The sequence below is a fragment of the Methylocystis silviterrae genome, from assembly GCF_013350005.1.
GTDB classification, from domain to species: Bacteria; Pseudomonadota; Alphaproteobacteria; order Rhizobiales; family Beijerinckiaceae; genus Methylocystis; species Methylocystis silviterrae.
The window spans coordinates 310,824-330,322 of the sequence record NZ_JABVWW010000004.1 but is presented as its reverse complement, the minus strand read 5'-3'; the positions used below and the strand labels follow the sequence as shown (position 1 = coordinate 330,322).

Sequence of the window (19,499 nt, the reverse complement as noted above, 5' to 3'; positions counted from 1 at the left end):
CGCAGATGACGTGATCGATTCCAAAAACTTAGAGCGCGCTTTACGCGAAAAACCGGCGTCCACTTTTTCGCGGCGCGCTCTAACTTCAAGCGCCATGGGCTTTTAGCGGCGTGATGCGCTGGTGCGCCGGCGTCGCCGGTTTTTTGCGCCTAAGCCTGCTCATCAGCAGATAGATCACCGGCGTCGTGTAGAGCGTCAGCGCCTGGCTGAGCAGCAATCCGCCGACGATGGTGATGCCGAGCGGACGCCGGAGTTCGGCGCCGATCCCGGTCGCGAAGGCGAGCGGTAGCGCGCCGAAAATCGCGGCGAGCGTCGTCATCAGAATGGGACGGAAGCGTTCGCGCGCCGCCGCGAGCGCCGCGTCATGCACGGACATGCCGCCGTCGCGCTCCGCTTGCAAGGCAAAGTCGACGAGCATGATGCCATTCTTCTTGACGATGCCGATCAGCAGCAAAATGCCGATGAAGGCGATGATGGTGAATTCGACGCCGAACAGTTCGAGCGACAGTAGCGCGCCGAGGCCGGCGGACGGCAGCGTCGAGATGATCGTGATCGGATGGATGAGGCTTTCGTACAGAATGCCGAGAATGATGTAGACCGAAAGCAGAGCGGCAAGGATCAGCGCCGCCATTCCCGCCGCCACCTTGCGGAAATCCGCGACGTCGCCTGCGAATTCGGCGCGTAGGCCGCCCGGCGGATTGAGTTCCGCAATCGCCTTTTCGATCGCCGCGACGGTCGCGTCGAGACTGTAGCCGGGCGCGACATTGTAGGAAATGGTCGTCGCCGGCACCACGCCGTGATGATTGACGACGAGCGGCGTTGAGCTGCGCTCGATATGGGCGAGCGCGGTCAGCGGAATCTGCTCGCCGGTCGTCGACGTCACGTAGACTCCGGCGAGGTCGCGAATGTCTCGCTGCCGTTCGGGCGGCGTTTCGTAGATCACGCGATATTGGTTGCGCTGAGTATAGATGATCGCGTCCTGCCGCTGGCCGAACGCGCTATTCAGCGCCGCGTCGATGGCGGCGATCTGCACATTCATACGGGAGGCGTCGTTGCGATCGATGACGATTTTGGCGCGAAGGCCGCCGCGCTCCTGATCGGTGGTCACGTCGACAAGCTCGGGCGCTTGCTTTAGGCGCGCCACCACCTTGTCGCGCCACGCCTCGAGGATTTCCACCGAGGGGCTCGACAGCGTGAACTGATATTGCGCCTTGCTGAGCCGCCCGCCCCGCCGCAAATCCTGGGAAGGCACCATATACACGCTAAGGCCGGGAATTTTAGCGAATTGGCCGCGCAGGCGCGCGATCACCTCCTTGCTCGACGCACGCCGTTCGTCCGCCGGCTTCAAGGCGACGAACAGCCGGCCCTGATTCATCGAGGCGGTCAAGCTTTTCGCGCCGATGAACGAGCCGACATTGGCCACATCCGGATCAGCGAGCAGCGTTTCAGACGCGAGCCTTTGCAGCCGCTCCATCTCGGCGAAAGACACGTCGCCAGACGCCTCGGTGGTTCCATTGATCAGGCCGATATCGTCTTGGGGCAGCGTGCCCTTAGGAATCGTCTGGTAGAGACGCACCGTCCAGCCGATCGAGACGACCACGACAATAAGGGTGGCCCACGGATGATCGATCACCGGCCGCAGGCTGCGCGCATACAAATCGACGACCGTGTCGAGAGCGCCTTCGACGATCCGATCGAAGCGCGATGGCGGCTTCTCGCGATGCGCAGGCAAGCGCGCGCAGATCATCGGCGTCACTGTCAGGGAGATGACGGTTGAAATCGCAATCGCGAACGTCAGCGTCCAGGAGAATTCGCGCAGCAGCCGGCCCATCACGCCTTCCATGAAGAGCAGCGGTATAAAAACGGCGACGAGCGAGAGGCTGATCGAAAGGACGGTGAAGCCGATCTGCTTCGCGCCCACCAGCGCCGCTTCCATGCGGTTCAGACCGCGCTCGGCGTTGCTTTGGATGTTTTCGATCATGACGATAGCGTCGTCGACGACGAAGCCGACCGAGACCGTCAGGGCCATCAGCGATAGATTATCGAGCGAGAAACCGGCGACCCACATCGCCGCGCAAGTGCCGACCAGAGAAAGGGGCACGGTGACGCCGGCGGCTATGACCGGCGTCGAACGGCGCAGAAATACGTAGACGACCATCATCACCAGCAGGACGGAGATCGCCAGCGTGCGCTGAATGTCATGAATGCTGGCGCGAATCGTTTGCGTGCGGTCGGCGAGCACGTCGATCTTGATGCCGCTCGGTATCCATTCCTGAAGCCGCGGCAACAGCGCCTTAATCTGATCGACCGTTTCGATCACATTGGCGTTGGCCTGCTTGGTGACGATAAGCAGCACGGCGGGCTTGCCGTTGAACCAGCCGGCGGCGTTGCGGTTTTTGACGCCGCGCTCGACCGTGGCGACGTCGCCGAGCTTGACCACAGCCCCGTTGCGCGATGCGATGACGATGTTGCGATAATCGTCAGGCGTCGACAGCTGATCGGTCGTGGCGAGCGTGATCTCCCTCGTATCGCCGCCGAGCGCCCCTACGGAGGAGTGGGCGTTGGCGGCGTTGAGCGCGTTGGCGACGGCGTCGACGCCGAGCCCCATGGCGGCGAGCCGCGCGCTGTCGACCTGGACGCGGATCGCTGGCTGCTCGGCGCCGGCGAGGCGGGCCTCGCCGACGCCCGGAACCTGCGAAACGCGCTGCAACATCACGGAGTCGACGGCATCGAAAATGGCGCTCGTCGGCAAGGTGTCGGAGGTCATCGCCAGCACGAGCACGGGCATGCTGGATTGGCTTGCCTTTCGATAGGTCGGCATCGTTGGCAGATCGGTCGGCAGGTCGGTGAGCGCGGCGTTAAGCGCCGCCTGTACGTCGCGCGCCGCGGCGTCGATCGGCCGCGAGATGTCGAACTGGGCGATGATCTGAGTCGAACCGAGCGAATTGGTTGAAGTCAATTCATTCAGGCCGGAGATGGTGGACAGGCGACGTTCGAGCGGCGCCGCGACCGACGCCGCCATCGTCCGCGGATCAGCGCCCGGGCGCTGGGCGGAGATGCCGATGATCGGAAAATCCACCTCCGGCAGGCTCGCGACGGGCAGGAAAAAATAGGCGACGGCTCCCAGCAGAAACAACGCGCCGGCAAGCAGCGTCGTCGCGACCGGCCGCTTGATGAAGGGCGCGGAGACGTTCACTCGGCGGCCTCGCGGGTTGGCGGCTTCGGCAGTGCGCCGATCGGTTCAAACTCCTCGGCGACTGGCGGCTCGGCCGGCGGCGAGAGCCGGACGCGCAGCCGCTCCACGGCGAGATAGATGACCGGCGTCGTGTAAAGCGTCAGCGCCTGCGAGAGCAGCAGGCCGCCGATGATCGCGACGCCCAGCGGAATGCGCAACTCGCTGCCCGGCCCATGCGAGAGCGCGAGCGGCAGCGCGCCGAAGAGCGCGGCAAGCGTCGTCATCATGATGGGACGGAAGCGCAGATGGCAGGCGCGCACGATTGCGTCACGCGCCGAGAGTCCCTCATCGCGCTCGGCGTCCAGCGCGAAGTCGATCATCATGATCGCGTTCTTCTTGACGATGCCCATCAGCAGAACGACTCCGATCAGCGCGACAATGGACATTTCGATGTGGAAGGCGAGCAGAGCGAGCAGCGCGCCAACGCCCGCCGACGGCAGGGTCGTCAGGACGGTGAAGGGATGGGCGAAGCTTTCGTAAAGAACGCCGAGCACAATATAGATCGACACGATCGCCGCGAGAATGAGCCAGGGTTGGCTCGCCAGCGACTTGTTGAATTCGGCGGCGTCGGCGCTGAATACGCCGACGATTGACGACGGCATGCCGATTGCGGCTTCCGCGTTGGCGATCATTTTCACAGCGTCGCCAAGCGAATAGCCCTCGGCAAGATCGAAACTGATTGTCGAGGCTGGAAACTGATCCTGATGCGCAACGGAAAGCGGCGCGGAGAGATTTTCCAGGCGCGCAAAAGCCGCAAGCGGCGTCTGCGGTCCGCCGCCAGGCGGCGCGACATAAAGCTTCTCCAAAGCCGACGGGTCGCGCAGATATTGAGGCGCAGCTTCAAGAATGACGCGATATTGATTCGACTGGGTGTAAATCATCGAAATCTGCCGCTGCCCAAAGGCGTCGTTCAGCGCGTCGTCGACATTTTGCGCCGTAATGCCGAGCCGCCCCATTTTATCGCGGTCGATTCGCATGAGCGTGCGCAACCCGCCCTCCTGCGTTTCGGCGGCGACGTTACGCAAGCCTGGGGTCGTGCGCAGTCGATCGAGCAATCGGCCGGACCATGTCAGCAATTCGCCGCCGTCAGCGGCGGTCAGCGTATATTGAAATTGGGACCGGCTTGGCCGCGTCGTAATCTGGATGTCTTGAACCGGCTGGACGTAAAGCGTGACGCCCGGCGTTTGTTCGCCCGCCGCCTTCAGACGGTCGGCGATCTTTTCGGCGTTCTCCCGGCGCTCCTCATGCGGACGCAGCATCACGGTGAGCCGCGCGACATTGGTCGTCGCATTGAGGGGGCCGACGCCCAGCACCGATGTCACGCCGCTCACGTCCGGGTCGCGGCGAAACTCTTCGGCGATCTTCGCCTGCAGCGCCGTCATCTTGTCGAAGGACGCGTCCGACGAGGCCTCTAAAACCACCGACAGCACGCCGGTGTCCTGTCGCGGCAGGAAGCCTTTGGGAATAACGGCGTAGAGCGCGACGGTGAGCGCCAGAGTCGCGACGGTGAGCGCAAGCATGAATCTCTCGCGCTTGAGCGCCCAATCGAGCGAGACGTGATAAGCGCGATCGAGCGCCAGCGAAAGCGTCTCCCATCGCGATTGTCCCCGCGGCGGCGCCATCCGCAGCAGCGCCGCACAAAGCATTGGCGTCAGCGTGAGCGAGATCACCGCCGAAATGACGACGGCGATCGTCAACGTCAGCGCGAATTCGCGGAACATCCGTCCGACGATGCCGGTCATGAACAGCAGCGGTATAAAGACGGCGATAAGCGAGACGGTGAGCGATACGACCGTGAATGCGATTTGGCGCGCGCCGTCCAGCGCGGCCTGGCGGGGCGCTTTGCCTTCCTCGATGTTGCGCACGATGTTCTCGATCATCACGATCGCGTCGTCGACGATGAAGCCCGTGCCGATGGTCAGCGCCATCAGCGACAGATTGTCGAGCGAGAAGCCGGCGGCCCACATGATCGCGAATGTGGCGATGATCGAGAGCGGCAGGCTGACGCCGGCGATGACCGTCGCCCGCCAACTCCGCAGGAACATCAACACGACGAGCACGACGAGCGCCGAGGCGATGACAAGCGTCAGCTGCACCTCGAAAATCGAGGCGCGGATCGTTACGGTGCGGTCGTTGACGATCTCCAGAGACATGCCGGCGGGAAGCGCCCGCTGTATCTGCGGCAGTTCGCTCTTGACCAACTCGACCGTGTTGATGATGTTGGCGCCGGGCTGGCGCAACACGTCGAGAACGACCGTCTGCTCGCCATTGTGCCAGCCGCCGACGCGCGCGTTCTCCAGTCCGTCGATGACCTGAGCCACGTCGCGAAGCATCACCGGCGCGCCGTTGCGCCAGGCGACGATGATGTCGTTGTACTGACTCGCGTGCAGAATCTGGTCGTTAGCGTCCAGCATGTAGGACTGTCGCCTGCCGTCAAGCGAGCCCTTGGCGCCGGAGATGTTTGCCGCGGCGATGGCGAGGCGCAAATCCTCCATGCCGATGCGATTGGCCGCCAGGCGCGCAAGATCGGCCTGAATGCGCACGGCCGGCCGGACGCCGCCCTGCACCGACACGCGGCCGACTCCGGAGACCTGCGAGAGCTGCGGCGCGATCAGCGTATCGGCGCGATCGCTCAAATCGCGGAGGGTGGCGGTCTTTGAACGCAGCGTCAGCGTCAGGATTGGCGTGTCGGCGGGATTAACCTTGGCGTAAACTGGCGGATAGGGGAGATTGCGCGGCAGCGTCGAGGCGGCGGCGTTGATCGCCGCCTGAACGTCTTGCGCGGCCGCGTCGATGTTGCGATCGAGATCGAATTGCAGCGTGATCTGCGAAAGCCCGAAAGAGCTCTGCGACGACATGCTGGTCAGCGACGGGATTTGGCCGAATTGCCGTTCGAGCGACGCCGTCACCAGCGATGCGATCGTATCGGGATTGCCGCCGGGGAGCTGCGTCGTCACCTGAATGGTCGGAAAATCGACCTGCGGAAGCGGCGAGACTGGAAGTCGCAAATACCCCATCATACCGAACAGCAGCACGGCGAACGCCAAGAGCGACGTCGCCACCGGCCGGCGGATGAAGGGCGCAGATACGTTCATCTTTGCGTTCGATTGCCTCGCGTGCGTCGGGGCGGCGCGCCGCGCGCCGCGTTTGAGCGCTGGTCTTCGCCGCCGGCGCCGACATCTTCGGCGCCGGCAGCCGAAGGCGCATTCATGATCTGAATTTTTGCGCCGTCCGTCAGCCGAGAGAAGCCGCTTGTGATGACGACCTCGCCGGGCTGAAGCCCCGAAGCGATGACTGCGATTTTCTCGTCCTGGCGACCCGTCGTCACCTCGCGCATTGTCGCGATATCGTCAGGGCCCGCCACATAGACGAAAGCCCCGTTCGGCCCACGCTGCACCGCTGGACTCGGGGTCACGATAACATTCTTCAGCGTGTCGAGCATCAGACGCACATTGACGAATTGGCCGGGCCAGAGCGACAGCGTTTGATTCGCAAAGGTCGCTTTAATACGCACCGTTCCCGTCTGCTGGTCGATCTGGTTATCGATGACGCTTAGCTCTCCGATTTCGATCGGCGTCGCATTGTCCGGACCGAGCGCCGAGACCTTGGCTCTTCCCTGAGCCTGCGCCTTCTGCACCGCAGGCAGCGCCTGCTGAGGCAGGGTGAATACGACATAGATCGGCTTGAGCTGCGTGATGACGACAATGCCGGTCTGGTCCGAGGCATGCAGAATATTGCCGACGTCGACGAGGCGGATGCCGGCGCGTCCGTCGATCGGCGAGCGGATGGTGGCGAAATCGAGCGTCGTCTTGGTGTTGTCGATCGCCGCCTTGTCGGCCCGCACCTGCGCTTCGAGCTGAGCGACGGTCGCCTTCTGGGTGGCGTGTTGCTGCTTGGACGCAAAATTGCCGACGATGAGCCTTTCATAGCGGGCGAGATCGACGCGGGCGTTGGCGAGATTGGCCTCGTCCTGCGCCTTCTTGGCGAGCGCCTGATCATATTGCGCCTGATAGAGCGCCGGATCGATTTCGGCCAATATGTCGCCCTTGCGGACGTCCTGTCCCTCGGTGAAGGTGAGGCGCAGCAGCCGCCCGTCGACCTGCGTGCGGATCGTCACCGTGTTGAGCGCCTGCACGGTGCCGACGGCGTCAATGGTCACGGGAACGTCGTCGAGACGTGTCTTCGCAGCCGTCACCGTAACGATGCGGTCGCCGCGCGGACCGCCGGAACGCGCCGCGCCGGGACCCTGGTCCCTGGCGCCGAATCCGGGAATCTTTCCGGCCTGATACGCCCAGCCCAGGGCGACGGCGAGCGCGAGCGCGCCGATCGCGAGCAGCGTCCTTCGGCTGACGCGGGTCATGGCCATGGTCCCCTGTCGGCTTCATAGGCCGCGTTGGAGCGGGCGATCTCGATTTCGCGGGTCGTCGGCCCCCAGCCGCCGCCGAGCGCTTGATAGAGGCTCGTCGCCGCTTGAAAATGAGAGAGCCGCGCGATGGCGAGCTGTTCCTGCGTCTGGAAATAACTCGTTTGCGTCTGCGCCAGCGTCACGATGTCGATTGTCCCTTCCCGCAGAGTCATTTCCGCCGCCTCCAATGCGCGGCGGGCGGCCGTCACCGCGACGCTCAGGAACTTCATCTGGCGGTCCGTCTCGCGTATTGCAATCAGCGCGTTCTCGGTATCGGACAACGCCGTCAGAATTTGCTTGCGGTAAAGCGCCGCGAGTTCCGAGTAGCGGCCTTTCTGCAGGTCATATTGCCCCTGCAGATTCCATCCGTCGAACACCGGCTGCGTGATCGTCCCGGCGAGCTGTATGGCGATGGCGTCCGGCCGCAAAAGCAGCGTCGAGAGCAGCGCGCTCTGGAAGCCATAGAGGCTGGTCAAGGTTAGAGACGGGAAAAAGGCGGCCCGCGCCTGCAACACTGAAAATTCCTGCGATGCGAGTCGCGCTTCCGCCTCGGCCACGTCGGGGCGGCGTAGCAGCACTTCCGACGGCAGACCCGGCGCAATCCGAGGAAAGCTCAACCGAGTCAGCGAACCGCCCTTGATGGTCATGCTTTCGGGCGTCTGTCCCAGCAGCACTGCAAGATTGTTGCGGGTCTGGCGCAGGGTCTGTTCGAGCGGCGGAATGGTCGCCTGTTGCTGGGCAAGGATGGTTAGCTGTTGCGACGTGTCGAGCACGGTCGCCACCCCCACTTCGAGCCTTGCGTTGATGGCGTCCATGACCTGCTGGGCGATCGTGACGTTCTGGCGGGCGATGCGCAGACGATCCTGGGCCGTGAGCACCTGGAAATAGGCGTTCAGCACGGCGGCGACGGTCGAGATTTCGACGACGTCGCGGTCGAAGCGCGAGACGTTGGCGAGGATGCGCCCGGCCATGGAGGCGTCCTCGTTCTTGCCCCAGAAGTCCACTTCATAGCTCGCGGTCAGGCCAAGCTGGAAAAAGCCGAAGTTGCGCGCGCGGAACCCGGAGCTCGAGGTAGAGGTAGAGGTCGAACTCGAACTCGACGTGGTGGCCGGATTAAATCCGCCGCTTGCGGAGCCGACGTTGATCGTCGTGCCGGGAGTCCGCGTCGTGCGGGCGATATTCGTCATGGAGACCGACGGCCATTGCGCGGCGCTTGAAATGCGCGCCTGAGCGTCGGCTTGGGTGATGCGGGCGATCGCCGCCGCGAGGTCGAGGTTGTCGTCGAGCGCGCGCTCGACGAGCCCGGTCAGCTCCTTCGAGCCGAATTTGACAGCGAAATCCCGACCCCCGGAAATCGGCGGCTGCGGATGCGGCTTCGCCTCTATGAACCGCGCCGGCGGCGGCGCCGACAGATCGGGCTTGTCCCACTCAAGATCGCAGCCGGCGAGCGCCGCCGCGAGCGTCGCGGCGGCCGCCAGCGCTGGTCGAAAAGAGCGAGACAGAGCGGGCGCGGTCAAGTAGCAGACGTCTCCAGAGGAACCGCGGGAACGGCCAGAGCGTCCCCTTCCTTAAGCGCCAGTGGAGGCGTGGGGAAGGCCCGTCGCTCGTCTCTGCAACTCGCGAACGCGCTGCCGCTGGTCCGAAGACCTGACGAGCGACGAGTTGCGGGCCTCTAAGCGGCGGCGGGGAGGCGCGCGATGGCCGTCAACGCGCGAAAAGCTGTGCATTCTAAGCTCGCGCGGCGCGCTGCGACGGTCAAGTTACCTATCGGTAAGGACCGTCCCCGCCGCGCGCCGGAGCGCCCCGCTATTCCGTTTGGGCTGGAGGGGCTGTCGTCTTGCCCTTTCCCGGCTTTGTCGCCTTGACGGCGGGCTTCGCCGTTTCCTTGGCCGCGGGTTCGTGGGCTGAGGGTTTCGCCGCGGGCTCCTTCGCGTCCGGCGCGGGCGCGGCCGCTTTGGCGGCAGGATCGTGTCCAGCAGGCTTTGCGTCGGCCGCCGGCTTGGTCGGTCCGGAAACCTTGGTCCAGGTCTCGCTTTGGCAGAGGAAGGCGACGAGGCAGCCGGTCATCGTCAGCGATGTCGGCGAATCCAGCGTGATCTTGCCGATGTAGGTCTTGCCGCTCTCGGGATCATTGATCTCGCCCTCCCAGTGGTTGAGCGTTGTTTTGGCGGCGTTGCGCAAGACCTGCGGGGCTGGTGAGCCATCTGGCATCGCCTCGATCCCCTTGGCGCAAAGCTTGCCCGAGCAGTCGTAAAATTCCAGCTTGTCGTTCGGATGTCCTTCGCGAACCCAGACGCCGTTAACGGCGTCGACGGCGTACGCCGCCGTGGGGGCGCAGAGGGCCGTCGCCATCGCGATGCGTAGAAGTGTTTTTCTCATGACGCCGGACCTCTGTTCGGTTGCGATGAATATGATTCGCTCAAAGTAGCGAACGGCGGAACGCCGACTCCGTCAAGCCACGTCCCTCGCATCCTTTGCTGGCGCGCGTGGCGGGCCAAGAAACGCCGGCACGATAATGAAGGCGGCGAGCAATGTGAAGAACAGCGCAATGGCGAGAAGTTGGCCCATGCTCGCCGTTCCGGGATGGCTCGACAGGATCAAGCTGCCAAAAGCGGTGCCCGTCGTCAGAGAACTGAAAAAGATGGCGCGGGTTAGGCTCGACGCCAGCATGTCGACGACGCCCTTTCGCCAAGCGATCACATAATAGATGTGGAAAGCGACGCCGACGCCGAACATCAGCGGCAGCGCAATGATGTTGGCGAAATTAAGCGACATGCCGAGTAAGTCGGCGGCCTGAAGGCTCATGATGCCGGCGAGCACCAGCGGGCCCAGCGTCAAGGCGACGTCGAGCGGATTGCGCAGCGCCACCGCCAAGATGATGAAGATCGCGATAAAGGCGTAGAGTCCAGCTTCGAGAAACGCGCGCGTAATGGTTTTTTGCGCTTCCGACACAATCACCGGCGGACCGCTCGCGTCCGGCGCGATGGCTTGCATCGCTTGTGCGAATTCGGTCATGACGACACGGTCGTTGCTGTCGCCTTTGGGCGTCACCTCGACGCGCACCAGGCCGGTGTTGGAAATCCAGTCGCGACGCAAATCCTCGGGCAGCGTGTCGATCGTCACGCGCTGCGCTTGCAGCGCCTGACGGATTTCGCCGAGCATCTTGTCGAAGCCGCCGAACACCGCCTGGCGCGCCGCCGCACGCGTCTCCGGGCTCGTCTTGGCGAGAGCCTCGAGGTCGTCGGCGAAGCGCGTCACGGCCGGGATGGGCTTCTTCGCCGTCGCGCGGCGCAGCGCCTTGGCGGCGTTCGTCAGCGCTTTGACGGTCTGGGCGTCGCTTGGCGGCGATTTCATCTTGGGATTCAGCACGCCGCGCAATTGCGAAACCGCCATGTCGACGAGGGCGAGCTTGTCGTCCTGATCCTTGGGGACCAAGGAGTCGATCGAGTCGACGTGGTCGACTTCAGGCAGCGCCTCGATCTTCTTTTCCAGTTCGCGCGCGGCTTCGAGCGACGGCGCGAGCACCTCGATCTTGTTAGGCGCCGTCTTGGGGTCCTTGGAGAGATCGAGAAAAGTCGCGACCGATTCGACCTTCTGATCGCGCAGATTCATCGGATTGGAGTCGAAGGTCAGATGCATCAGCGCCGGCATGCCGGCGAGCACGACGATCGCCGTGGCGATCAGCACGAAGGCCCGGTGATGCGCGATCCAGTGGTCAACGGCGGCAAGCGACGTGGTCGCGATCGGCACATGCTCCGCGCGCGGGCGCAGCAATTTGATCGCCGCCGGCAGGAACGTGAGAGTTGCGACGTAGGCGACAATCATGCCGACGCCCGCGATGAGTCCAAGTTCCGACACGCCGCTGAACGACGTCGGCAGAAAGCAGAAAAAGCCCGCGAGCAGCGACACCGCGGCGAGCGTAAGCGAGCTGCCGATGCCCCGGGTCGCGGAAAGCAGAGAGCGCTCGAGATCGTTGTCGTTGTGCCGTTCTTCGCGATAACGGGTTGCGAACTGAATGCCGAAGTCGACTCCAAGCCCGATGAACAGCGCGGCGAAGGCGACAGAGATCAGGTTGAAGCGGCCGATCATCAAGATCCCCAGCCCCGACGTGATGGCGAGACCTGCGAGCAGGGTGATGAGGACCGCGAGAATGAGCTTTGGCGAACGCAGCGCGGCGAACAGAATGAGCGTCACCACGGCGAGCGTGCCAGTGGTGTTGAGAGTCATGTTTTCCGAGATGGTGGCGAATTCGTCGTCCGCGAGCGGCACCTGACCCGTCAAGCGCAGCTTGACTCCATGTTCTTCGTCGAGATGCAGGTCGGCCGCCGTCTTTCGCACCAGCCTGATCGCGTCGGCGCCCGGCTGAAGGTCGGAATAGTCGACGACCGGCTTGGCGATCACGATGCGTCGCTTGTCCATTTCAGGCGCGGCGGGCGCGCTTCCCCCCGACGCCAGCAGCTTGCCCCAGTCGACCTCCGCCTGTTTTCCAGCGAGCGCCTGTTCGATCCCGGCGGAAAACTCCTCGACGCCGTTGATGTAAAGTTTCATGGCGCGTTCGCTGCCCGAGGCGGACTTGAAGTTGTCCACGAGCACGCTCGACAGGCCGCGCAAACTTGGATCTTCGGCGAGCGGTTCGAGAACGTCGCGCTGGCCGATCATCACGCCGACATGTTTTTCGATGTCGGGGACCGGCAGGAACAACAGGCCGTTCTTGCGGAAATATTCGTGCTCGTCCGGGCGCCATACGCGCGACAGGAGGGGCTGGCCCTGCAGCGCCGCGTTGAGACGTTTCGCGGCGTCGTCGGCCTCTTCGCTGGTCTTGCCGTCGATGACGACGACGATGACGTCGAGGAGGTCCGGGAAGGCTTTGTAGAGCGCCGCTTCATTCTTGCGCCAGGGGATATCTGGCGAGAAAAGATTTCCGGTCTCCGTATCGATGGCGAACCGTTCAGCGGTGACATATACGCCCCCCGCCGTCAGACAGAGAGTGAGCAGAACCACTGTCCAAGGCCAGCGGAGGCAAAAGGCGACCAGCTTTTCAAGCATTCCGTTTTTCCCGCCTTTTGGCGTAAGACCTCATATGAGCGAGAATCGGCGCTCTTGGGTCGGGTTCCTCTATACAAGCGCGCTGCGCGACCACCAAGGCGGCTTACGCCGAAACCTTAATGGCGACGCCGTGCGCCAATTTAACGCCACCTCGTCACAAATACGTCAGCCACCAGAGATCGCGGCGTCGGCGCTTCACCTGTGCAAACCAGCGGCACAGCGGGTACAGCGCCAATACAATCAATATCCACGCGACGTAAGCGCCCGCGAGCCCCGCGCCGAATTCCGGCGGCGGGCCCCCGCCTTTTGCCCAGGCCGCGACGTCTTCCAGGGAATAGCCGCGCGCCAGGCTCAGCGCCAGCGCCGCGAAGGCGCCGACGTAAAGGTGCAGGACGTAAAAGAACAACGGGGTGCGGCCGAAGACCGTCAGCGCCTCGCCGATTCTTTTTCCGGCGCGCGCCAACGCGGGCAGCGTCAACGCCGCGCCGCCAAGCGTCACCAGAAGATAGAGAAGCGAGGGCGGATATTTCGTGACGTTGAGAAAGGAGAGCAGGGTGAACAGGGAGTCGCGCTGGACGCTCCAGGGATGCGGATCGCCATAGAGATTCGAGAAGCGCAGCGCGACGAAAAGCGCCAGCCCGACGCCGCCGGCGACATAAAGCGCGCGGTCGCGCAGCTCAGCGGGTTCGAGGAACAGCGGACCGATTCCATAACCGAGCGTCGCGACGCCGATCCAGGGGAGCGCGGGATAAATGACGCCGCCGGGCGTGTCGAACGGCAGTTTGCCGGGTTCGTGCAGCAGATTCCACCACGGTCCGAAAGCGCCGAGGTCGGCGGCGTGAACGCCATCGAGCAGATTATGGCCGAAGATGATCGAGACGCCGATGACAAGGACGGTTCTCGTCGACAGTCGCGATAGCGCGGAGAGCGCCAGCAAGCCGCAGCCGATCGCCCAGAGCGTCCCGAGTTCGATGCGCCCCGAACCCATGCTCCAGATCGGACTGACGACGACGGCGTCGAGAAAAATCAGCCACAGGCCGCGCGCCGCAAGAAATTTCGAAAGCGCCGCGGGGTCTTTCACCTTCACGCCATAGAGACAGGCGCCGACGCCGGCGAGCACGGTGAAGGTCGGCGCGCAGAAATGCGTGATGAAGCGCGTGAAGAACAGAAACGGATAGGTGTGATCGAGATCCGTCGGCGAGAAGCGCATGACGTCCGCGTCGAAGAAGTCGCGCATATGGTCGAGCGCCATGAGGACCATGACGAGGCCGCGCAGCCGGTCGATCTCCGGCAGCCGGTGTTCGTCATAGAGCGGGTTTTGCGTTCCGCCTATCCGAGCTTGGCGAGGCCGGGAAACAGCTCCAGTAGCCAATAGGACATCTCCTGCACGCCGCCTGTGAGAAATGCGACGCCGGTAAAGACGAGCAGCACGCCGACGATCTTTTCGACTTTGCCGAAATGCCGGCGGAAACGCGCGACGAAGGCGAGGAAGCGGCCGAGCGCCAAGCCGGCCAGGATGAAAGGCAGACCGAGGCCGAGCGAATAGGTTGCGAGCAGAGCGGCGCCGAGCGGCACCGTCTCCTGCGTCCCGGCGACGGCGAGGATCGCGGCGAGGATGGGTCCGATGCAGGGCGTCCAGCCGAAGGCGAAAGCGAGGCCCATGACATAGGAGCCGAAAAGCCCTATCGGCTTCGTGATCTCGGCGCGCTTCTCGCGATACAAGAGGCTGACCTTCAGCAGGCCGATAAAGTGCAAGCCCATCAGAATGATAATCCCGCCCGCGACCCAGGACAGGATATGCAGATTGGCGCGCAGCACGCCGCCGAAGGCGCTGGCCGTTGCGCCAAGCGCGACGAAGACCGTCGTAAAGCCAAGAACGAACAGAATCGACGACAGCAGAATGTCGCGCCGTGCGCGGGAGCGGGTCTCGAGTTCGAGATCCTCCATGCTGACGCCGGCGAGATAGGTCAGGTAGGGCGGGACCAGAGGCAGCACGCAGGGAGAGAGAAAGGACAATAGTCCCGCCGCCGCAGCAGCCGGGAATGTGACGTCCGCCATTAAGGGTCCTCGTTAGGTCGCTCGGCGCGTATCTGCCACGGGGCGGGCCGGACCGCAAAGGCGTACGCAAGAAGAAGCCCCGCCGAAGCGGGGCTCTTAATCGGTCCGGTCGACCGTTTAGTTGTTGCGCTGGCCGAACAGGAACAGCAGCGACTGGAACATGTTGATGAAGTCCAGATAGAGCGAGAGCGCGCCAAAAACGCTCTTCTTCTGCGCGACTTCATAGCTGTCGCTGCTGTAATACATGTCCTTGATGTTCTGCGTGTCCCAGGCCGTCAGGCCGGCGAACACCAGAACCGCGATGATCGACAGCGCGAATTGCAGGCCGGTCGACTGCAGGAACAGATTGACGAGGCCGGCGATCACGAGCCCCCAGACGCCCATCACCAGGAAAGAGCCGAAGGCCGACAGATCCCGCTGCGTCATGTAGCCATATAGGCTCAGCCCGCCGAACGCCGCGGCGGTGATGAAGAAGACCCGAGCGACCGATACGCCCGTGAAGACGAGCAAAAGCGAGGACATCGACAATCCCATTACCGCCGCGAAGGCGATGAAGAGATTGCGGGCCGTCGCCGCCGAAATAGTGTTCGCGCGCGCGCCCATGAAGAAGATGAACGCCAGCGGCGACAGAATCACTACCCATCGCAGCGGCGTCGTGTAGAGCACCTGGCCGAAGGACGTCAGTTCAATCGCGCCGGGCGCCACCTTGGCGACAGCAAGCATATAAACGCCGAGCGCGACGAGCCCCGTCACGCCGAGGCCGAGCGTCATATAATTATAGACGCCAAGCATATAGGCGCGCAGGCCCTGGTCGATCTCAGCCGTTGTCGGCCGCGCGACCCCGCGCCCGTAGCCGAAGCTGGTGTTGCGGTCGAAGTTGGACATGTGATCCTCTTGGTCTGGTTGGCTGTTCCGCGCTTCGCAATATGGAGAGCGCACCCCAGCCTCGCGCTGAATATGGCTCCGCCTTAATTGAGTGGCAAGCGTTCCACGAATGAACTCTTGTTAAGGTGGTTTCACGACAGCGAGCAGACTTACGATATTTTTTCTGATTTCAGTCAATTTTATTTCGCGCTGCAAAATCGATCCCCCGGCGCGGGGTCCGTTCGAGCGTCGGCGATCCCGACGGAGCCGCGCGCGGAAAGGTCCCGCCAAGTTGCGCAGCGCGGAAACAGCGACTGATCGTCGCACCCTTGCTGATGCGGCGAAATCCGCTAACATCAAGCCTCAGGCGTTGTTAGAGCGGCTCCCTGGAGCGTAAGCTTCACGGGGGCGGCGGTGCGGCGCGAAGGCAACATTTCTGAGAGTCGCGTGTTCTTGTCACACGAAGACCCAGGAGGTCATCATGCGTGATGGTGGAAATCCGGAAGCGCATCGCGCGCCGGACGCGGGTGAAGATCGCTTCACGCCGCGGGGCGCTTGCCGTTTCGCGAGAGGCGTTCGCCTCGCGATTTTTTTGGCCGCGGCCGCTGTCGTGGCGATGGTCGTCGGCGCGCCCGCTCCGGCCGAGGCGCATGGGCGCTTGGGGGCGGCCGAAGGCCGGTGCCGGCTCTTCATTGGCCCCGACATCATGAATTTCACCGGCTATCTGCCGGAAGCCTCCAAGAATGAATTCTGCGAGGACATTCCGGCCACCGGGCCGATTATCATGGTTTTCGACGCGGAGCAGGAAGAACTGCGCGACATGAAGGTCGAACTGCGCATCGTCAAGGATGTCGGCGGGGAGGAGAAGGAAAACGAGGATCTCCAGGCCGTCACTGTCGCCTACCGGGAACCCAAGAGCTATCCGACGGGCACCATCAATTTCGAACATACGTTCAATGAACCCGGGTATTTCGTCGGCATCGTCACCGTCACAGGCGACCACGGAGAGCGTTGGGTGTCGCGCTTCCCCTTCTCGGTGGGAAAGAGCTTCATGCGAGACCTGCCAATCTATCTTACGCTCGGCCTCGGCACGGTCGCCGCCTTCGCGATCTATCTCGTCCATCGCCGTCGTGAGACGACGGCTGCGGCCAAGGCTCATAAACCTCCGCCGCCGCCGCCGCCGACTGCGCCAGACGAGGATCACGGACCCGAGGCGACTCCGGCTGAGTGAGAGCGCCTCGCCTTAAGCGTTTTTGGAATGAGCGCCGGCGCCATTCGCGCCGGCGTTTTTTTGGCTTGGCGCGTCACTGGTAGGCGCCGCCGCCGTCGATCTGTCGGCCAATCTGCGCAATCGCCTGTTGATAGACCGAAGCTGCATTCCACGCCTGGATCGCGCTGAAATTGCTTTCGCCTGGCTGATAGCCGCCGCCGGCGCGCCAGCCATGGGCGTGAAGGAAATTCGCCGTGGCGTTGAGCGCGGGCGCCGCGGCGTCGAGGTTGCCGCCTCCGCCGTAATTCAAGATGTTTTTCGGCAGGAACTGAGTCTGGCCGATCTCGCCATGCATGGAGCCGCGGGCGCTCGGCGACAGCGCGCCCCGATCGACCAAGGTCAGCGCGGCATAGAGCTGATCGGTGAAATAGTCGGAGCGGCGGCAGTCATAAGCCAGCGTCGCCACGGCCGACAGCGCGTGCTGGTTGCCATGCACCGCGCCAAAGCCGGTCTCCATTCCCCAGATCGCGAGAAGAGGTCCCGGCGGCACGCCGTAGCGCTGCTCGATCTGGGCGAAGAGTCCGCCGTAGGACCGCTTGAGCGCGCGGCCGCGCGACACGATGGCCGAGCCGCCGCGCTTGGCGAGGAACTGGTCGAGCGAAAGGCGGAAGCTCTTCTGGCCGCGATCGGCGGAAATCGTCGCCGCGTTGTAATGGGTGCCCATCAGCGCGCTGATGCCAGCCTGACCTATGCCGTGGCCGCGCGCTTCCTGGGCAAATTCCTGCTTCCAATTGTCGAAGCCCGCCGCCGAGCGTCCACACTGGGCCGCCAGTGCGGGATGGGAGATTCCAACAAACGCGAGCGCAATCGAAAATTTGAGGACAGTCCGCATAGTCTGTTTCCTTTTGTTTAAATTTCTGAACTCGCTTCCGTCGTGGCCGTCAGGCGCGGCCGCCGCGGCGTTCCAGCTCTCTTGTATCTCTTCCCGCTTCAGCGAGAGCTTACCTCGAATGGCCGTTTCCGCGCCACCGTCACATGGCGCATCCACATGGCGCCACATGGCGGCTCCACATGGCGCGTCGTAAGCTCGGCATTGAACGGCCGACCGCGGCTGCTCTCGTTCAAGTGACGCTTGCGTTAGGGGGTTGTTCGAGCCCACATTTGGCGCGCCTCCAACTTGACCAAGTCGGAGTCTAGCCCAGGATCATTGACGCACGCCCTCAGTCAGCTAGCATCGATCATTCGTGTAGACCTCATGCGTTCCCGGATGATCGTCGCTGCAGCCTTGAGCGCAGGAGCGGAGCCGGTGAGTGGGGATAAGATTTTGCAAGAAATTCTCGAAAGCGATTGGACGCTCGGCGCCTTTAAACGCCGCGAAGACGCGCGGCGAAGCAGCGAGAGCGGCGCTTCCCCAGGCGATGCCGACATTGGCGAAACGCGCCGAGCTCACGACGGATCAGGCAATAATTGGATCGCTGAAGCCTTCAGGCGCCGGCAAGAGGACGAGCGCGAAAAAGCGGCGAGGCATCAATCCCGTAGCGCGCATACGCATGCGGCAAGCAAGGAAGTTCCCGTCGATAACTGGCTCATCGAGGGCTTCAAGCGTCACCAGCAAGAAGAACGGCGACAAGAAACGATCGCCAGATCTGATGAAGGAGCGCCGGGCGGTGGCGACGACAATTCCATTTCAGATCTGGACTCGTCGCCGTCGGATGGCGGCGTCGCGGTGGAGCGCATCAGCCTGTCCGAGGATCGCGGATCTGCGAACCAAGACGCGGCGACAGGCGCCAATGATGAAGCTTCAGCAACAGCCCTTGTGCCTCTTGTAAGCCGCCACGACGGAACGGTTCTCGACAAGCCGCCGCGCCGCGCCGGCCGAACCATCATGATCGCCGGCCTCATCGTTGTTGGCGGTTTGGTTTCCGTCATCGGCGTCACAACAGCGCTGTGGGGCCCTGTCGGCTCGACCAATGACGCCAATGCGCCCGGCGCGCCGCAGAAAAAAACGGAAAAGACTAATCGCAGCCAGAGCGCATTGCCCAAGGCGGAGACGTCCGACGCCCCGGCGCTAAAGCCCATGGAGAATGGAAGCGCGCCGAAAAACGACGCGACGACACATTCGAGCGGCGCCGCGCCGGCAGGGCCGAGCGACGCCGCAATCATTGCCGCGCCTCCGGCCGCAACGCCGGAAAACTCGAAGCCGAGTCCGGTTGCGCCGGGCGCCGGGCAGGGCAGCAAAGCGCCGTCTCCCTTCCAAGAGCGTGAGCAGGGAGACAAGGCTCTCCATGGCAATGAGGCTGCGCCAGCGGCGACTCTGCCGGCGCCGGTTCCGCGGGCCGCTCCGGAAGCCGCCGCGCCTGCAAAGCCGGACAAGAATTCAAATGCGGAGCCTGCGGCCGTGGCGCCGGAAAGATCGCGTGAGCAGATCAGGCCCGAACAAGAGCAAAACGCCTCTGAGTCAAAGCGCGGAGCAGTCAATGCCGGCGTGGACGCCAAACCCAAGCATCAAGCCAAGGACAGGAACGCCAGCCGTCACGCCTCTCGGAAAGCCGACGGCCTCTCCACCTTTCTGAAGCGCACCGCGAATTCGCTTCGCAAGTTTTTCGGGCGTCTCGGGGAGAGGCAGTAACGATCGCCGTTGATCGACGCTTTCGCCCACAATTGATCGTCGCCGCCGGCGC

The 19,499-nt window shown here is 63.5% G+C and carries 12 protein-coding genes; 2 read left to right on the top strand and 10 right to left on the bottom strand.

The window, feature by feature from the left end:
• Positions 1 to 85: 85 nt before the first annotated feature.
• From HUN39_RS06860 to HUN39_RS06820, 9 genes are all read right to left on the bottom strand, one after another.
• On the bottom strand, positions 86 to 3,196 hold the full coding sequence (locus HUN39_RS06860; protein ID WP_175093707.1) for an efflux RND transporter permease subunit: 3,111 nt from the start codon (positions 3,194 to 3,196) through the stop codon (positions 86 to 88).
• Positions 3,193 to 6,330, bottom strand: coding sequence for an efflux RND transporter permease subunit (locus HUN39_RS06855; protein WP_175093706.1), 3,138 nt, complete (start codon positions 6,328 to 6,330; stop codon positions 3,193 to 3,195). Before HUN39_RS06855 ends, HUN39_RS06860 begins: the two co-directional genes overlap by 4 nt.
• Positions 6,327 to 7,595, bottom strand: coding sequence for an efflux RND transporter periplasmic adaptor subunit (locus HUN39_RS06850; RefSeq protein WP_175093705.1), 1,269 nt, complete (start codon positions 7,593 to 7,595; stop codon positions 6,327 to 6,329). Before HUN39_RS06850 ends, HUN39_RS06855 begins: the two co-directional genes overlap by 4 nt.
• Positions 7,592 to 9,157, bottom strand: coding sequence for an efflux transporter outer membrane subunit (locus HUN39_RS06845; RefSeq protein WP_175093704.1), 1,566 nt, complete (start codon positions 9,155 to 9,157; stop codon positions 7,592 to 7,594). Before HUN39_RS06845 ends, HUN39_RS06850 begins: the two co-directional genes overlap by 4 nt.
• Before the next feature lie 289 nt (positions 9,158 to 9,446).
• Positions 9,447 to 10,019: a DUF2147 domain-containing protein gene (locus HUN39_RS19465; RefSeq protein WP_175093703.1), complete on the bottom strand. Its 573-nt coding sequence runs from the start codon at positions 10,017 to 10,019 to the stop codon at positions 9,447 to 9,449.
• Positions 10,020 to 10,091: 72 nt separating this feature from the next.
• On the bottom strand, positions 10,092 to 12,686 hold the full coding sequence (locus tag HUN39_RS06835; RefSeq protein ID WP_175093702.1) for an MMPL family transporter: 2,595 nt from the start codon (positions 12,684 to 12,686) through the stop codon (positions 10,092 to 10,094).
• A 154-nt stretch (positions 12,687 to 12,840) separates the two neighbouring features.
• Positions 12,841 to 14,058: a DUF1624 domain-containing protein gene (locus HUN39_RS06830; protein WP_232365957.1), complete on the bottom strand. Its 1,218-nt coding sequence runs from the start codon at positions 14,056 to 14,058 to the stop codon at positions 12,841 to 12,843.
• On the bottom strand, positions 14,016 to 14,744 hold the full coding sequence (locus HUN39_RS06825) for a cytochrome c biogenesis CcdA family protein (RefSeq protein ID WP_175093701.1): 729 nt from the start codon (positions 14,742 to 14,744) through the stop codon (positions 14,016 to 14,018). Before HUN39_RS06825 ends, HUN39_RS06830 begins: the two co-directional genes overlap by 43 nt.
• A gap of 117 nt (positions 14,745 to 14,861) precedes the next feature.
• Complete coding sequence (locus tag HUN39_RS06820) at positions 14,862 to 15,629, bottom strand: Bax inhibitor-1/YccA family protein (RefSeq protein WP_175093700.1); 768 nt, start codon at positions 15,627 to 15,629, stop codon at positions 14,862 to 14,864.
• A gap of 460 nt (positions 15,630 to 16,089) precedes the next feature.
• Here HUN39_RS06820 and HUN39_RS06815 point away from each other — a divergent pair, with 460 nt between their 5' ends.
• Positions 16,090 to 16,839, top strand: coding sequence for a hypothetical protein (locus tag HUN39_RS06815; protein WP_175093699.1), 750 nt, complete (start codon positions 16,090 to 16,092; stop codon positions 16,837 to 16,839).
• 73 nt (positions 16,840 to 16,912) lie between these two features.
• Here HUN39_RS06815 and HUN39_RS06810 read toward each other — a convergent pair whose 3' ends face one another.
• On the bottom strand, positions 16,913 to 17,710 hold the full coding sequence (locus HUN39_RS06810) for a lytic murein transglycosylase (protein WP_175093698.1): 798 nt from the start codon (positions 17,708 to 17,710) through the stop codon (positions 16,913 to 16,915).
• 414 nt (positions 17,711 to 18,124) lie between these two features.
• Here HUN39_RS06810 and HUN39_RS06805 point away from each other — a divergent pair, with 414 nt between their 5' ends.
• Complete coding sequence (locus tag HUN39_RS06805; RefSeq protein ID WP_175093697.1) at positions 18,125 to 19,447, top strand: hypothetical protein; 1,323 nt, start codon at positions 18,125 to 18,127, stop codon at positions 19,445 to 19,447.
• Positions 19,448 to 19,499 lie beyond the last annotated feature (52 nt).

Coding starts and splice junctions, on each gene's coding strand:
- HUN39_RS06855 (WP_175093706.1), bottom strand. CDS start 6,330: ATGAACGTATCTGCGCCCTTCATCCGCCGGCCGGTGGCGACGTCGCTC.
- HUN39_RS06850 (WP_175093705.1), bottom strand. CDS start 7,595: ATGACCCGCGTCAGCCGAAGGACGCTGCTCGCGATCGGCGCGCTCGCG.
- HUN39_RS19465 (WP_175093703.1), bottom strand. CDS start 10,019: ATGAGAAAAACACTTCTACGCATCGCGATGGCGACGGCCCTCTGCGCC.
- HUN39_RS06835 (WP_175093702.1), bottom strand. CDS start 12,686: ATGCTTGAAAAGCTGGTCGCCTTTTGCCTCCGCTGGCCTTGGACAGTG.
- HUN39_RS06825 (WP_175093701.1), bottom strand. CDS start 14,744: ATGGCGGACGTCACATTCCCGGCTGCTGCGGCGGCGGGACTATTGTCC.
- HUN39_RS06820 (WP_175093700.1), bottom strand. CDS start 15,629: ATGTCCAACTTCGACCGCAACACCAGCTTCGGCTACGGGCGCGGGGTC.
- HUN39_RS06815 (WP_175093699.1), top strand. CDS start 16,090: ATGCGTGATGGTGGAAATCCGGAAGCGCATCGCGCGCCGGACGCGGGT.
- HUN39_RS06810 (WP_175093698.1), bottom strand. CDS start 17,710: ATGCGGACTGTCCTCAAATTTTCGATTGCGCTCGCGTTTGTTGGAATC.